This is a genomic window from Streptomyces chiangmaiensis, assembly GCF_036281785.1.
GTDB classification, from domain to species: Bacteria; Actinomycetota; Actinomycetes; order Streptomycetales; family Streptomycetaceae; genus Streptomyces; species Streptomyces chiangmaiensis.
Genome location: NZ_JAYWVC010000113.1, coordinates 1 through 16,006, shown reverse-complemented (window position 1 = coordinate 16,006; position 16,006 = coordinate 1). Strand labels below are relative to the sequence as shown.

Here is a 16,006-nt window from a genome sequence, read left to right as displayed (position 1 = left end):
TCAACACGCCAGTCCTAGTCTCGGTGTGAAGCGAGCGGGGGTGGGTGGCGTGCGGGATCGGGCCGTCGGCGGAGTGGGTGAGCCTGGCTTGAGAGCCGCGTTGGGCGAACTGCTGGCTCGGTTGAGGCGTGCCGCCGTGGACGGTGTCGTGCCGGAGCCGGTCTTCGCGCAGAATGTGCGCACCCTGGGGCTCGGCCAGGTCGAGCGGGACCGGTTGCGGAGCGAGTTGGCCCGATTGGGCCTGCATGTCCAGGACGTTCGTGTGCATGTAGACGCGGACTCTCCGGATGTGGAAAAGGTTGCACGAAGGCGTGGAGAAAATGTGTTTCCCGGGGCTGGCCTGGTCCAGGCGCTGCTGCTGCGCTACGCGGACACCGATGGATACGTGACCTCCGGAGTGGTGGACGGCGTCGCCCGCCTGGCGGGACTCGGTGCACAGCAGATGGCTGAGTTGAGGGCCTGGGCGAAGGTGCGCGACGCCGATGACTCCGATGACTCCGATGGTGACTCTGCGGCGGACGGTCCTCACACGGGGGAGACTCAGCCCGTAGGTGAGGAGGGCGAGCCGTCGGCCTCCGGGAGACCGGGGACCGAGCCGGAGGACCGGGATAGTGCCACCGCGGTGGTCGCGGCGCTGGCCGTACTGGAGGAGGACCGCTTCTGCAGACATCCCGGGGACCGTCTCCTGAAGGCCGAAGCGGAGGTCGGCCTCGCCGTGTTGCTGCGCGGTGGCCCGGATCGGGTAGGGCAGGAGCCGGACGCCGAGGAACTGAGCAGACTGCCGCCCGGTGACCTGAGGATCAGGGCCCGTGACTGCCTGGTCCTGCACAACCAGCGTCTCGTGCACTCACTCATCCGCCCGTACCTGGAGCAGGGGCTGGATTACGAGGACCTGTTCCAGGTAGGCGCGCTCGGGCTGATGAGAGCCGCCCGCAAATTCGACCCGGCGAAGGGCTACAAGTTCTCGACTTACGCCACCTGGTGGGTCCGTCAGCAGATAACGCGGGCCATCGCGGACGAGGGTGCTCTCATCCGGATTCCGGTCCACATGCACGAGCAGATGCGCAAGGTGACGGCTGCGGAGCGCGCCCTCGCCGCGATGGGGCGGCCCGCGTCGGCCGTCGACGTGGCGGTGCGCTGCGACATGACCGTGCAGAGGGTGGAGGAGATACGGAGGCTGAGTCGGCGCACCGACTCGCTCGACCGTGTCATCGGTGACGGTGCCACCCTCGGCGACTTCGTGGGGGAAGATCACGCCCTGCCGTCGGTGGAGCGGAGTGTGGTGAACACACTCCTGATGGAAGACGTCATGGCCGTCCTTGACACCTTCTCCGAGCGTGACGCCCGCGTCCTCGTCCGACGCCTGGGCCTCGACGGTGACGAGCCCTCGACGCTCGACGAACTGGGGCGGGAGTTCGGCGTGACCCGGGAGCGCATCCGGCAGGTGGAGAGCAAGGCCCTCTCGGCATTCAGGATGCGCCTGCGGATGGTCGGAGTCATCAGCGCCTACGAGGGCGGGAACGCTCCGGAGGCCGCGGAAGACGGGAAGCAGGCCCGGTCGACGAAACGTCCTGCTCATGGCAAGGCGAAGCCCGATGTCTCGGTGGACGAGCCGTCATCCCGAGCCGACGGCGGCCCGCCTCAGGCCGATGGGTCGTCACACCGGAGCGATGGGGAGGAGGCCGCAGAGGTGGAGGAAAACGAGAGGGAAACGGGGAAGGACAGGCACGACGGTGTCGTGGAACCCGTACCTCCGACCTTGGCCAGTGAGGCCGCCGAGCCCGAGTCGCGCCAGGAATGCAGCCCGGCCCAGCCGCTGCAGCGCACCGCCGACTGGGAAAAGGCCCTGCGCCTGGGGGCGAGGTTCGAGGGCGGCATTGACTGGCTGGCCGAATACGCGCTGCTGGCGCTGGGACAGGCCCAACTGACGGTGATCCTCGGGCCCCGGGCCACCGCGGACGTCGTACGCGCCGCGCGGGAGCGCATGATGCCGGACCGTCAGGTACTCACGGCTCTGGAAGTCCTGCAGCGTGTCTTCGACACGCTGAGAAAGGCCCGCCTCCGGCCCGAGGACTTCTTCGAGCGCCCGTCGGAGGCACTGGTCGGGCTGACCCCTAGGGCGTACCTGGCCAGGAAGCCGCTGGTGAACTCGGAGTCCCGCCTTGCCGTGCGTGACGCGCTGCGGGAACTCGCTGCGGGCATCCCGAGCCGACGGGCGCCTGAGGCACCACCGCCCGCGTCCGATGCGCACTTGGGCGGCGCGTCCGGGGGCGTCTCGGACCGTGAATCCGCGAAGCCGGAGGGCGTGTCCGACGATGCACGGTCACCCATACCTGGGCCGGCCGACGGGAAGGTCCGGATCGAGACGATCTCCCGCCGTGGCGCACATCCCGATGAGAGCGAGGAGAGCCACCACCACGTGCCAGGACACGATGAGGCGGTGGACGGCGCAGGAGACTCTCCGGCAGCGGACACAGAGGTGTCCTCTCAAAGCCGGGGTGAGAGAACACAGTCCGTCGCCGTCCAGGAAGAGGAACAGAGGAGCCCTGACGACGGGCAGCTCGTCGCCGGGCTCCGCCGTGAGCACGAGGCTGAGCTGGAGCGTGTGCGGCTCGAACACCAGGAGCGCCTCGCTCAGGAGCGCCGTGCGCGGCAGGCAGTCGAGGCACGCGCCGCCGCCGTGGAGGCGGACACCCAGCGGCAGCTCGACGCCCTTGAGGACGCGTTGTTGCGGCGTATGGACAAGACACTGGCTCGCCGCGAGCAGTTTCTGCGGGCCGAGGCCGGAACACGGATCGCGTTGCTGAAACAGGAACAACACGCGGTGCAGCAGGGACTCGTCCGTCAGGTGGAACAGGCGGAGGAATCCGCCCGGGCCGCCGCCGAGGACGCGGACCTCCACCGGAAACGGGCCGCGGAGGCGGATCGGCGTCTGCGGGAGTACCGCGAAGGAGCCGAGACGCGTATCTCCGACCTGGAAGCGAGACTTCGACAGGCGGAAGCCGCACTCGCGCAACGGGACCGGGCCGTCGAGGCGGCCCGCCGGCACGCGGAGAACGTCGAGCAGCAGGCCGCCCAGCGCATCGCCCAGAGCGAGCACAACGCCTGGGCCCGCATCACCGAACTGCAGCAAGAGCTGGCCGCGGCGCAGGCAGCCGACCCCGACCGCATCACGTTCCGGGACCGCTGGCGCCGGACCTGAAGCGCGCGCAGCCCACGTCCCCGTACCTCTGAAGGAACAGCAGATGGACCCCAGACAGGAACTCGTCGCCTACCTGCACAGACAGCTCGTCGGTCCGGCTGGAGGCGGCGAGGAGACGCTCGACGCCCCGCCGGACCGGCAGTACCTGATGGGCACCCTGTATCCCCAGGACGCCGATCTGCAGCGCCAGTTGGACCTGGCCGCCGAGGAACCGGACGGTGCCGGTACGGAGAGGGCGGCCGAGGACACCGCTCCCGCCGCCGACCCCGTTGCGGAGTCGAACTCGTGGCTTCCCTCATCGCTCGGCCTCAGCTTCTACACCGACGCCGCCACCGTGGAGATCCGCTGTTCCGGTGCCCGCTACGAGACTCGCTCCGGTACGAGCGAACGGGGCCGGAGCTGGCAGCGCATCCCGCTGCCGGCCGAGACGCACACCCTCGGCCCCGACCGCGACCAGGTCACCGTCCTCGACGCGCGCGCCGAACTCCGCGTCAGGCGCCGCGCGTTCGGTACCGGACAGCTGGTGACCGTGGCTCTGGTCAATGCGGCTTGGCACGCGCCGGCCCTTGGCAAGGCCGCCCAGTGGGACCGCATGCTGTTCCAAGTGGAGCTGGAGGCACGGCCCGTCGACGGCAGGGTGCTCCAGTACCCAAGCGTCCGCCTCGCCAGTCGCGACCCGGAGGAGCAGGAACTGCGCCTGCAGTACCGGCACGTGCGCACCCACGCCGTCGGACACGGCTGTGCGGTCGAGGAGCAGTACGACGATGCGGGGGACCAGGTCACGGCGCTGCGCGCGGCCGTCATGCCGGAGGCCGAGGTCACCGGTGTACGGGCGGCGGGCCCCAGCGGCACCCCGGTGCTGAACCTCGGGCACCTTGCCGACCCCGACGTCCCTGTCGACCAACTTCGAGAGGAACTCTGGGAGTTCGCCGCCGACTACCGTGCGTGGTATGTGGGGCGGCTGAACGCGGACATCCCCGAGTGGGGACGGGCTGCCGCGGACCGCGTCCTGGGCCGTATCGCCGCCGCCGTTGCCCGCATCGAGTCCGGGGTGCGCACCCTCTGCGATCCGTCCCGGCCCCAGCTGCTGCGCGCCTTCCGTACCGCCAACCACGTCATGGCGCTCCAGATGCGCCACTCCGCCCCGGATCTGGCGGGGACGCGCCGGTCTCGCCGCGACGCCGTACCCCCGGACCCGGAGCCGACTCCCGACGCCGCCTGGCGCCCCTTCCAGCTGGCGTTCTTCCTGCTGGCCCTGGACGGAGTGGCCGATCCCCGGCACCGGGACCGGGCCGTCACCGACCTCATCTGGTTCCCGACCGGCGGCGGCAAGACCGAGGCGTACCTGTTGCTCGCGGCCTTCAGCATGACACTGCGCAGGCGCGAACCCGACGGGGGCGGTACGGCGGTCCTCAGCCGCTACACCCTCAGCCTGCTCACCACCCAGCAGTTCCAGCGCGCGGCCACCACCGTGTGCGCCCTCGAAACCCTCCGCCGGGCGGATCCGGCCATCTACGGTGACGAGCCCTTCTCGATCGGCCTGTGGGTGGGTGAGACGACCACACCGAACACGTACGAAAAGGCCCGTGCGGCCTTCGACGACGTGCGCGCCGCCGCCCGGCCCGAGGACGTGTTCATCCTCGACCGCTGCCCCTGGTGCGGCACCCGCATCCTGCCCGCCCACAAGTCACCCGACATCGGTGACTACGGCGTGCGCGCCAAAGCGGACTCCTTCGCCTTCTTCTGCCCACGCGAGGAGTGTGTCTTCCACGACGAGCTGCCCGTCGCCGTGGTGGACGAGCACCTGTACGACCGGCCGCCCACGTTCGTCCTGGGCACCGTCGACAAGTTCGCCCGACTCGCATGGGAGCCCCGCGCCGGACGGCTGTTCGCGGCGGGCGGTACGCAGCTGCCGCCGTCCCTCGTCATCCAGGACGAACTGCACCTGCTCACCGGCCCCCTCGGCACCACGGTCGGCCTGTACGAGGCCGCCGTGCTGGGGCTGTGCACCCGGCCCGACGGCATTGGACCCAAGGTCGTGGCCTCGACGGCCACCATCCGCCGCTCAGGGGAACAGATCCGCGCCCTCTATGGCGGTGGCGTCCAGCTCTTCCCACCCGCCGGGCTCGATGCCCGCCACTCTTACTTCGCCGAACCGGACACCTCCCGGCCCGGCCGCCGCTACATCGGAGTCATGGCTCAGGGACACACGGCAGGCCGCGCCGCCGTGGCCGTAGCCGCCGCAATGTTGCAGGGCGCGTGGGAGCTGCCCGAGGAACACCGGGATGCCTACTGGACGCTCGTCGCCTACCACCACAGCCTGCGTGAACTCGGCCGGACCGTCACCGCTGCGGCCGATGACATTCCCGCTCAGCTCGCCGGACTTGAATCCGGTGTGGGAACACGGCAGTTGACGGATCGCCAGGTGCAGGAGCTGACCAGCAACCTGCCGCGTGCGGAACAACCCGTACTCCTCGATCGGCTCGAGAAGCGATGGGACCATCCGGAGTCGGTGTCCTTCCTACCCTGCACCAACATGCTGTCCGTCGGCGTCGACGTGAAGCGACTGGCACTGATGCTCATGCAGGGGCAGCCCAAGACGACGGCCGAATACATCCAGGCCACCAGCCGTGTCGGCCGCCACTCCGTGGCCGGCCTCGTCGTCACCTTCTTCAACGCCACCCGGCCGCGGGACCGTTCGCACTACGAGACCTTCGACGTGTACCACCGCTCGCTGTACCGGCACGTCGAACCGACCAGCATTACTCCGTGGTCCGTCCCCTCGCGCCGCCGCGCCCTGCACGCCGCTTTCGTCATCCTCGTCCGGCACCGCCTCGGCCTCGCCGCGGAGAACCAGGCGGGGGCGATACTGCACCACCTGCCCGAAGCGGAGGCCCTCGTGGAGGAACTGGCGGCGCGCGCCGAGGCCTGCGAACCCGCCGCGGGCGACGCCGTGCGCAAGGAACTGGCGGACCTCCTCGCCGACTGGGAGGAAGCCGCGCGCGCAGCGCGCAAGGACGGCCGGGAGCTGTTCTACCGCAGTCAGGGCAAGGGCCAGGCCAACCTCATCAAGAGCTTCGAGCAGACCTACGGCCTGTGGGAGACACCCAACTCGATGCGCAACGTCGACCGGGAGTGCCAGGTGATGGTGAAGGGAGCCGACCTGTGAGCCGCACGCTGCGGGTACGTCAGTCCCAGACGGTGGTGCCCTTCGGGGTCGGAGCCGTCTTCGACATCCAAGGCGAGTCGTTCGTCGCCACTGGAATCGGCGACTGGCCGAGCCGGGGCAGGCAGCAGGTCGACTCGCCCCGGCTGGCCTCCCGGCTCGGGGTGACCGGTTTCTACGCCGCTCCAGCGACGGCCAGCGACCGGTTCGACATGCCGGACGCGCCCGGGGCGCCGTACATCCGCTTCCCGTCCTGGCTCTTCTGCGGTGCCTGCCGTCGTATGACCAGGTGGCGCATCGCGGACGAGAAGCCCGGCCGTCCGCCGCGCTGCCCGTCCTGCTCGCCGGGGCGGGCGCTTGCACCCATGCGATTCGTGCAGATCTGCCCGGCCGGACACCTCAGCGACGTCGACTGGTGGTTCTGGGCCCATTCCCGGCAGGACGCGGGCGAGCGCCGGCAATGCGGCGACCGCGACAAGCTGCGCTTCCTGGTCGCCGAACGCGCCTCCGGCCTCGAGGCGCTCTCCGTCGCCTGCACCGCCAAGGACTGCGGAGCGGCCCGGGACCTGCTCGACATCCTCGGCACGCACGGCATGCGCTGCGCGGGACGCAACCCCTGGCAGCGGGCGAGCGAGGCCGTGGAGTGCGAGAAGCCGGTGCAGGTCGTGCAGCGCACCGCGGGAAACCTCTACTACCCGATCGTTCACTCGGCGCTCGACATCCCCGAGACCGACGCACCCGTTGTTACCGACGACGCGCTCGCCGCACGAGTGCGCGGACACGATCTGTGGGTGTCGCTGTGCAGAGGCGCCGACTCACCGCGGGCCGAGGTCTTCCGCTCGATGATTCAGGAGGACACCGGCGCCGACGACCAACTCCTCGACACCCTCCTCGCCGAGGAGACGGGCAGACCCACCACGGCGACCTCCACCGGGACCGGTACTGCCGACCGGCCCGACCTGAGCGGGGAGGAATGGGACGCCTTCACCGCTCCGACCCCGCCGGCCACCCGCGACTTCGCGCTGCGCGAGACCACGCTCGGGCTCGCCGGCGAGACCGCCGCCCCCTGGGCGGGCCTCAGCCGCCGGTTCGGCCGGATCGTCCTCGCCGACCGGCTGCGCGAGGTACGCGCCCTGTCGGGCTTCACCCGCGTGTCCCCGGACGCCACCGTTGTCCCCGCCGACACCGCGCGGCGCCTGAGGTGGCTGCCCGCCGTCGAGGTCTTCGGAGAGGGCATCTTCCTCACCCTGAACAAGAGCGAACTCGGCACCTGGGAATCGGACCCCAGGGTTCGGCGCCGGGTCTCCGGCATACGAGCCGACCTCGACCGCTCCTTCCAGAAGGACCGTCTGGAAACCCTGACCGGACCGGAGCTGTCCCCGCGATTCGTGCTCCTGCACACCCTCGCGCATCTGCTGATCCGCCAGCTCTCCTTCGAATCCGGATACACGACGGCGAGTCTGCGTGAACGCATCTACGCACGCCCTGAGCAGGATCAGTACGGCATCCTCGTCTACACGGCCGCAGGAGATGCGGAGGGAACCCTCGGCGGTCTTGTCCGGCAAGGTGAGCCGCCCCGGCTCGCCGAGACCCTGCTCCGGATGACGGAGGCCGCAGCCTGGTGCTCGGCCGACCCCCTCTGCGCCGAGCACACCGGCCAGGGCTTCGGCAACCTCAACCGCGCGGCCTGCCACGCCTGCGCGCTGCTCCCCGAAACCAGCTGCGAGAGCGGAAACGCCCTCCTCGACCGCGCCCTCGTCGTCGGCGGTGAACGGGTGCCCGGCTACCTGGAGTCCATCGTCACCGCGGCCCGCGCCGCGGCCGCCGACGCCGTGGAGGAGATGTGACCGTCACCTATCTCGACCTCACCCAGGAGCAGCGCTCCTGCCTCGACGATCTGCCCTTCGACGGCAATCACCTCATCAGCGGTCCGCCGGGAAGCGGCAAGAGCCTGCTGGCGGCCCAGCGAGCCGTCATGCTCGCCCTGACGGGAACGCCGGTGGTCCTGCTGACCTATTCCAACCTGCTGCACCAGTCGCTGGCCGGAGCCGTCCACGCCCTGGGACCCGCGGACCGCAGCGCGCGGGTGCGGACCGCACACGCCTGGCTCACCGAGTGGTACGGCGGGAAGCCGCCTGGCGGTCCGGACGGCTGGTTCGACTGGCACGCCCTGTACGAGCGGGCCGCGGCGACCGACCCGCCGCCCGGACTCACCCTGGTCGTGGACGAAGGCCAGGACCTGCCGGCGGAGTTCTACCGCCTCTGCCGACTGCTGGGAGCCCGCACGACGGTGTACGCGGACGAGTGCCAGCGTCTGACCGACACCAACTCCACACTCGCCGAGATCGCCGAGCGCCTCGGCCGCTGCGCGCACCACGAACTCGACGGCAACCACCGCAACACCCGGCAGATCGCCTCCTTCGCGGCCCACTTCCACACCGGAGCCGGCCTGCCTCCGATCCCCGAACGGGACGGCCCGCCTCCGCGGCTGCACCGCCTCCCGCAGCGTGGTGCCGCCGACCTGGTGATGCTGCTGGCCAAGCAGCATCCGCAGCACACCATCGGCGTGATAGCCCACTCCAAGCACACTCAGTTCTCATTGCTCGGCACCCTGCAGAACAAGGCGCCCAGACTCAAACCGCAGCTCTACACCTCCGATGCCTGGAAAGGGGGCCGCTACCACCGCCTGGACCTCGGCCGTCCCGGTGTTGTCCTGGTCCATCGAAGAAGCGCCAAGGGCCTTGGCTTCGACACCGTCGTCATCCCCGACACGCACACCGACGCCGCCACCGATCCCACCGCGGCCGCCCTGCGCATGGAGTACTACGTCATGGCCACGCGAGCCCGACGCGAGCTGCATCTCGCCTACGAAGGCGCATCGGAGCCGCCGCTGTTGGCGCAGGTAGGGCCAAGCGCGTTGCTACGTGGCTGACCGGCCTGGCCCGCCAGGCGTTCGGGAGCGCGCCGGTCGAGGTCCGCTGCGAGCAGGCCCGAGCACTGGATCACGGGCTTGCGCCCCGGGCTGCGACGCCCGTGGTGCCACGTTGCTCGGCGACCTTATTCCAACCTTGTGCCGACTCTGCGGCGTGAACGGTATCGGCGTCCGAGAGGCTGTTACCGAAGCCCCCGGGGCATGAGGCGTGAGGGCCCAGGTCTCCCCGGTGCGGTGGTCCCCGGTGCGGTGGGCCGTGGTCTGCGAGGCGGCTCAGGGGCCGGTAGGTGGTGACGTGGGCGAGGCCGTGGAGGGCCGACGAGCTCGCCGACCGTTCGGGCGAGGCGCTGGTGTGGAGCGCTGCTGATCATGAGGGTGGCACTACCAAGGCCCTGGTGAACGCAGGCGTCGTGGCCCATCAGACGGCCGAGGACGGCGGAATTGATGTCGGCTGCCGTGGCCGTATCAAGGGTGGGCTACTCCTCAAGTACCGGGTCGGGGGATCTGAAAGTACCGGGTCGGGGGATCTGAGTGGTCCGGAAGGGAGACGGCAGAACAGAAGAACCGTGGCCGGGGGCACTGCCGTCGCCGAGGTAGCAGGCCGAGCCGTCGCGGCCGTGACCCGCCCGCAGCCGGCGCAGCCGCCTGATGACGTGTCACGAAAGTCAGCAATTGGTCAGTGTGAGTCCTGAAACGCCTGGGGACAGCTGACCGAACATGCGAATCGTTGTACGCTCCGAAGACCGCCCTTGACCTGCAAAAAGCAGGCAGGGAGCAGACAAATCGGGAGTCTCTCCGTGTTTCGTACAATGTTCAAGTCCAAGATCCACCGTGCCACCGTCACCCAGGCCGACCTGCACTACGTCGGATCGGTGACCATCGACGCGGACCTCCTCGAGGCCGCGGACCTGTTGCCCGGTGAACTGGTCCACATCGTCGACATCACCAACGGTGCCCGGCTGGAGACCTACGTCATCGAGGGCGAGCGCGGCTCCGGCGTCATCGGCATCAACGGCGCCGCGGCCCACCTCGTGCACCCCGGCGACCTGGTGATCGTCATCAGCTACGCTCAGGTCTCCGACGCCGAGGCGCGGACCCTGCGGCCGAGGGTCGTGCACGTCGACCACGACAACCGGATCGTGGCTCTGGGGTCGGACCCGTCCGCCCCGGTACCGGGTTCGGACCAGGAGCGCAGCCCGCAGGCCGCCACGACCTGACCGGGGGGAGCATGTCCACGAGCGACGGCGGGGCGCACGGCACGCTCGCCCTGCTGCACACCTCACCCGTCCACGTCCCTGTCTTCGAGGCCCTGCGCGACCGGCTCCACCCGGGCATCGAACTGAGGCATCTCGTGGCCGAGGAGTTGCTGGAGCACGCCCGCGCCCACGGCCCGGACGCCGTGGGCGATGCCGTCCGGGATCTTCTCGACGGGGCGGTCACGGCGGGCGCCCACGCCGTGCTCTGCACCTGCTCGACGATCGGCGCGGTCGCCGAGTGCGCGGAGGTGGGTGTGCCCGTGCTGCGCGTGGACCGGCCGATGGCCGCGGCCGCGGTGGCGGCCGGGCCTCGCATCGTCGTGATCGCCACGGTGGAGAGCACGCTGGAGCCGACGGCCGGGCTGATCCGGGAGGAGGCGGCGGGAAGAGAGGTCGAGGTGCGCACGGTGCTCGTCGAGGGCGCGTGGGAGCGCTTCGAGGCGGGGGACACCGACGGATACGTGCGCGCGGTCGTGGACACCGCAGACACGGTCTCCGGCGCCGACGCGATCGTCCTCGCCCAGGCGTCCATGGCCGCGGCGCAGTACCTGACCTCGACGGACGTCCCGGTCCTGGCGAGCCCCGAGCCGGGGCTCGCTGCGGCCGCAGCGGCGATCCGGGGCGCCGCACAGCTGCCGTAGTCGTCCCGGCCGGGCCGTGGCCCACCCGGTCCCTTCCGTGTCCTGCTACGGGGTGAGTGCCGATCGGAGCCCCGGGTACCCGGGGCACAAGTCCAGGGCCGATGTACTGAATGGCTGGAGGACACGATGACGCATCCGTTCCCTGATCCCGCACAGCCGGGACCGCCCCCCGGTCCGGGACCGACCCCGGGACCGGATCCGACCCCGGAACCGGGGCCCGCGCCGGGCCCGGAACCCGTGCCACCCGGCCCCGTCCCACCCGCGCCCGGCCCCGTGCCACCCGGTCCCGGCCCCGATCGCCCGCAGCCCGGACCGGAACCCGTGCCCGGCCCGGAGCCCCGGCCCATCCCCGAGCCGCCTCCGTCTCCCATCCCGGAGCCGCCCGGTCCCGACCCCGTTCCCGAGCCCGAGCCGGGGCCGCCCCTGAAGTAGGACGGCCCTGGGGGATGCGCTGTGACCCGCCGCGCGGAGGGAGACCTCCGTCCGGCGGGCCTCCGTCACGCGGTGCGCGGACGCGCTACGCCTCGACCTCCGTCCGGTCCCCGCCCCACAGTGTGTGGAACGAGCCCTCGCGGTCCGTGCGCCGGTACGTGTGCGCCCCGAAGAAGTCCCGCTGCCCCTGGGTGAGGGCGGCCGGCAGCCGATCGGCGCGCAGGGCGTCGTAGTAGGCGAGCGCCGCGGAGAAACCGGGCGCCGGGACGCCCTGGCGGGTCGCGGCGACAAGGACGTCGCGCCAGTCGTCCTGTGCCTCGGCGATCTCCTGTGCGAAGGCCTCGTCGGAGAGCAGGCTGGGCAGGTCGGGGCGGGCGTCGTACGCGGCGCGGATGCGGTCCAGGAAGGCCGCGCGGATGATGCAGCCGCCGCGCCAGATGGAGGCGATCTTGCCGAGGTCGATGTTCCAGTCGTACTCGTCGCTGCCCACCGCGATCTCGTGGAAGCCCTGCGTGTACGACACGATCTTCGACGCGTACAGCGCCTGCTCCACGCGGTCGGCGAAGGCCCGGGCCTCGGCCTCGGCCAGCGGCGCGGGCTTCGGTCCGGCCAGCCCGCGCGAGGCTTGGCGCAGCGCATGGTGCCCGGACAGCGATCGGGCGAACACCGCCTCCGCGATGCCCGACACCGGCACCCCGAGATCGAGGGCGATCTGCACGGTCCAGCGGCCGGTGCCCTTCTGCTCCGCCTGGTCCTGGACCACGTCCACGAACGGCTTGCCCGTTGCCGCGTCCGCGTGGGAGAGCACCTCCGCGGTGATCTCGATCAGGTAGGAGTCCAGGCGGCCGGTGTTCCAGGTGCGGAAGATCTCGGCGATCTGCGCGGGGGAGTACCCGGCGACGTCGCGCAGCAGCTGGTACGCCTCGCCGATCAGCTGCATGTCGGCGTACTCGATGCCGTTGTGGACCATCTTCACGAAATGGCCGGCGCCGTCGGCCCCGACGTGGGTCACGCAGGGCGCGCCGTCCTTGGCCTTCGCGGAGATCTTCTCCAGCATCGGGCCGAGGGAGTCGTAGGACTCGGTCGAGCCGCCCGGCATGATGCTGGGGCCGTGCAGCGCGCCCTCCTCACCGCCGGAGATACCGGTACCCACGAAGTGGATGCCGTGTTCGCGCAGCTCCTTCTCGCGGCGGCGGGTGTCCGCGAAGTGCGCGTTGCCGCCGTCGATGATCATGTCGCCCGGCTCCAGGAGCGGGGCGAACTCCTGGATCACCGCATCGGTCGGCCCACCGGCCTTCACCATGATCATCAGACGTCGGGGTCGCTCGAGCGCCGCAACGAAGTCCTTCGCGGCCTCGGTCGCCACGAAGTCGCCCTCGTGCCCGAACTCCTTCACAAGGTCGTGGGTCCGTGCCACGGTCCGGTTGTGCAGGGCGACCGTATAGCCGTTGCGCGCGAAGTTGCGGGCGAGATTGCGGCCCATGACCGCGAGACCCGTGACGCCGATCTGGGCTGAAGTACTCATAAGGGTTGGCTCCTAGAGGTCCTGGAATCGGCGGTGCCGGTTCGGTCCTGAAGACATCCTCAGGGGGTGGTGCCGGTCGTGTTCGTCAGTATTTCCCGGTGACCATCCTGACGTGCCGGTACGCCCACCGCACATCCGCGTGTCGCGGCGAGGGGCGCGCACCCCCGGCCCGTCGTCCGGCTCCGTCCCGGAAACCGGGAACGACGCCCGGGCAGTTGACCTGAGGACGCGACCGATTGCCGTCTTGTCATGGCCTGTTCGCAACACGTACTTTTGCCCCTCCTGACGCATGTCGAGGGGGTCCCCATGGCCGTACGCGGCCGGCACCGCCGGTATCAGCCGACAAGGATCAACCGCGCCTCGCTCACCGTCACGGCGGGCGGTGCCGGTATGGCCATCCCCCTCATCGGCACCGGCGTCGCACACGCCGCCGACGTGGACACCTGGAACAAGGTCGCCGCCTGCGAGTCGACCGGGAACTGGAGCATCAACACCGGCAACGGCCACTACGGTGGACTGCAGTTCACCCGGTCCACCTGGGAGGCCTACGGCGGCACGGTGTACGCCCGGCGCGCGGATCTCGCCACCAGGGACCAGCAGATCGCGGTGGCCGAGAAGGTCCTCGGGGGTCAGGGCCCCGGCGCCTGGCCGGTCTGTTCCGTACGCGCCGGCCTCACCCACCCTCACGCCCAGCCCCGTTCGAGCGGGGCCGCCGGCTCCACCTCCGGCCGCGGCACCCCTGACACCGCCACACGGACCGTCAAGCGCTCGGTACGCGATGTGAAACCGCAGACCACGCCCCAGTCGCAGGCGGGCACCGCCGAGATGTACACCGTGGTGCGCGGGGACACGCTCTCCGGCATCGCCGACACCCACCACGTCCAGGGCGGCTGGCAGCGGTTGTACGCGGCCAACCGCGAGACGGTCGGGGCCGACCCCGATCTGATCCTGCCCGGCCGGCGGCTGGAGCTGCGCTCCGAGGCGCCGGAGCACACGGAGTCCACACCCGCGCGGACCCGCAAGTCGTCCACCCGGAACACCACTTCGGACCGCGCCGCCACCACCCGCTCCCTGGTCGCCCCGGTGACCGCGGCCATGGGCATGCCCTACCACGCTGCCGGGGCGGAGTGGTCGAAGGGTTACCACACGGGCGTCGACTTCCCGGTGCCCACCGGAACCTCCGTGAGGGCCGTGGCTTCGGGGCACGTCGTCGGCGCGGGCTGGGGCGGCTCCTTCGGCTACCAGGTGGTCATCCGGCACGCCGACGGCCGTTACACGCAGTACGCCCATCTGTCGGCGATCTCCGTGAAGGACGGGCAGAGTGTGGTGGCCGGCCAGCGCATCGGCCGCGCCGGCTCCACCGGCAACAGCACCGGCCCGCATCTGCACTTCGAGGTGCGGACGGGACCCGCGTTCGGCAGCGACATCGATCCCGTCGCCTATCTCCGGGCGGGCGGCGTCAGGCTCTCGTCAGGCTCTGACGCCCATCGGAAGGGATCAGGATTTGACGCGGGCCGGGGCGGGCACCGGCACGAAGGGCCCACCGTAGAAGGGGCCGTACGGGCAGACCGGCTCGCCGTGGCGGGCCGGCTCCCAGTCCTGGTACACGGCCTCCTTGACCGGCTCCGGCACGAACCTGTCCTCCTCGGCAGGAGATGGCGCCTGCACGGGCAGCGAGGCGATGACTTCCTTGAGCGGCTCCGGTGCGGCGACGGCATCCAGGGCGGTCTCGCGGGTTGCGGCCGTGCGCTGCTCGTTGCCGGTCCGCTCCGTGGTCAGCAGGATGAGACCGCCGGCGGCGACGACACCGCAGCCGAGGGCGAGCGCGGTTCCCGCGGTGCCGTAGCGAAAGGTCTCGCCGAACATGGTGATGCCGACCGCGGCCGCCACCACCGGGTTCACGACCGTCAGCGTGGCAAGTGGCGCCGCCAGGCCCGCACCCCGGTAGGAGAGCTGCGACAACAGCAGGCCGGCCGTGGCGAAGACGCCTATCACCGCGAGGCTCGGCAGATCCGCGAGCGAGACCCCGCTCTTCCAGTCCACCGCGACCGTCTTCGTGAACACCGACGACATACCGAACGCGACACCGGACGCGACCGCCAGCAGCACACTGCGCACCGCCGGATGCCGGTGCGCCGCGCGGGCCGCGACCATCAGTGCCACCACGCCGCCGGCCGTGACCAGGGCCACCATCACACGCTGGGCGCCGCTCAGCGTCTGTGTGCCGGAGGCTCCCACCAGCGACAGCAGACCCGCCAGACCCACGGTGGCCATGACCGCGCCCCGCCAGGCGGTCGCCCCGGGCCGGCGGCCCAGGAACAGAGCGGCCATCGGCAGAGCGAACACGATGGTCAGTGCGCCCAGCGGCTGGACCAGGCTCAAAGGTCCATAGGCCAGCGCCACGACATGCAACAGCCCGCCCAGACCGTTCAGTACCACCGCGGCCCACCAGGCGGGCCGGCGCAGCGGCGCGCACGACTCCCCCGGCGAGGACACGGCGACCCGCTCCTGCACGATCGCTCCGCCGGCGTAGGCCACGGCGGAGAACAGCGAAAGGATGAGGGACAACGCGAGGGCGCTCATGAGCGGCGGCTCCTCTGCGGGGGGCCGGAGCGGGGCGCCCGGCGCGATGAACACTCTGGTTCCATAATCAACACGATGCCGTGCGGAACTCTTCCCGTCGTCGTACCTGAGCACGCATCGGGTCCTACTGCCGATGGAGTACGCACTCGTTCCTCTCCTCCCCAAGAGGGGCGCCCCGGGGTTGGGAGCTGTTCGGTTTCGGATGTGCAGGAGTGTGCGCGCGTGTGCACGAGCATGTACTTGGTCGTGGTGTTGCAGCGCGCACGACT

At 70.7% G+C, this 16,006-nt stretch carries 8 protein-coding genes and 1 pseudogene; 7 read left to right on the top strand and 2 right to left on the bottom strand.

Annotated elements, in window-relative coordinates; translation table 11 throughout:
* Window positions 1-322 precede the first annotated feature (322 nt).
* The 6 genes from VXC91_RS27160 (at window position 323) to VXC91_RS27135 (ending at window position 11,197) form a co-directional block, all read left to right on the top strand.
* Complete coding sequence (locus VXC91_RS27160) at window positions 323-3,202, top strand: sigma-70 family RNA polymerase sigma factor (RefSeq protein WP_329509968.1); 2,880 nt, start codon at window positions 323-325, stop codon at window positions 3,200-3,202.
* 43 nt (window positions 3,203-3,245) lie between these two features.
* Window positions 3,246-6,371 (top strand): helicase-related protein, encoded by a 3,126-nt coding sequence (locus VXC91_RS27155; RefSeq protein ID WP_329509967.1) that lies wholly within the window; start codon window positions 3,246-3,248, stop codon window positions 6,369-6,371.
* A complete protein-coding gene (locus VXC91_RS27150) occupies window positions 6,368-8,215 on the top strand; it encodes a DUF1998 domain-containing protein (protein ID WP_329509966.1) in 1,848 nt (615 codons plus the stop codon). Before VXC91_RS27155 ends, VXC91_RS27150 begins: the two co-directional genes overlap by 4 nt.
* Complete coding sequence (locus VXC91_RS27145) at window positions 8,212-9,300, top strand: DEAD/DEAH box helicase (RefSeq protein WP_329509965.1); 1,089 nt, start codon at window positions 8,212-8,214, stop codon at window positions 9,298-9,300. Before VXC91_RS27150 ends, VXC91_RS27145 begins: the two co-directional genes overlap by 4 nt.
* Before the next feature lie 797 nt (window positions 9,301-10,097).
* Complete coding sequence (gene panD, locus VXC91_RS27140; protein WP_329509964.1) at window positions 10,098-10,517, top strand: aspartate 1-decarboxylase; 420 nt, start codon at window positions 10,098-10,100, stop codon at window positions 10,515-10,517.
* Window positions 10,518-10,528: 11 nt separating this feature from the next.
* Entirely contained in the window at window positions 10,529-11,197 is a 669-nt protein-coding gene (locus VXC91_RS27135; protein WP_329509963.1) for an aspartate/glutamate racemase family protein, read from the top strand.
* Between the two features lie 517 nt (window positions 11,198-11,714).
* On the opposite strand, the gene gndA is transcribed toward VXC91_RS27135, so the two are convergent.
* Window positions 11,715-13,154: an NADP-dependent phosphogluconate dehydrogenase gene (gene gndA, locus VXC91_RS27130; RefSeq protein ID WP_329509962.1), complete on the bottom strand. Its 1,440-nt coding sequence runs from the start codon at window positions 13,152-13,154 to the stop codon at window positions 11,715-11,717.
* A gap of 306 nt (window positions 13,155-13,460) precedes the next feature.
* On the opposite strand from gndA, the pseudogene VXC91_RS27125 reads away from it, so the two are divergent.
* Window positions 13,461-14,621 (top strand): annotated as a pseudogene (locus VXC91_RS27125) (transglycosylase family protein); the annotation flags it as partial.
* Window positions 14,622-14,651: 30 nt separating this feature from the next.
* Here the strand turns inward: VXC91_RS27125 and VXC91_RS27120 are convergent.
* A complete protein-coding gene (locus VXC91_RS27120; protein ID WP_329509961.1) occupies window positions 14,652-15,737 on the bottom strand; it encodes a DMT family transporter in 1,086 nt (361 codons plus the stop codon).
* Between the last annotated feature and the right edge of the window lie 269 nt (window positions 15,738-16,006).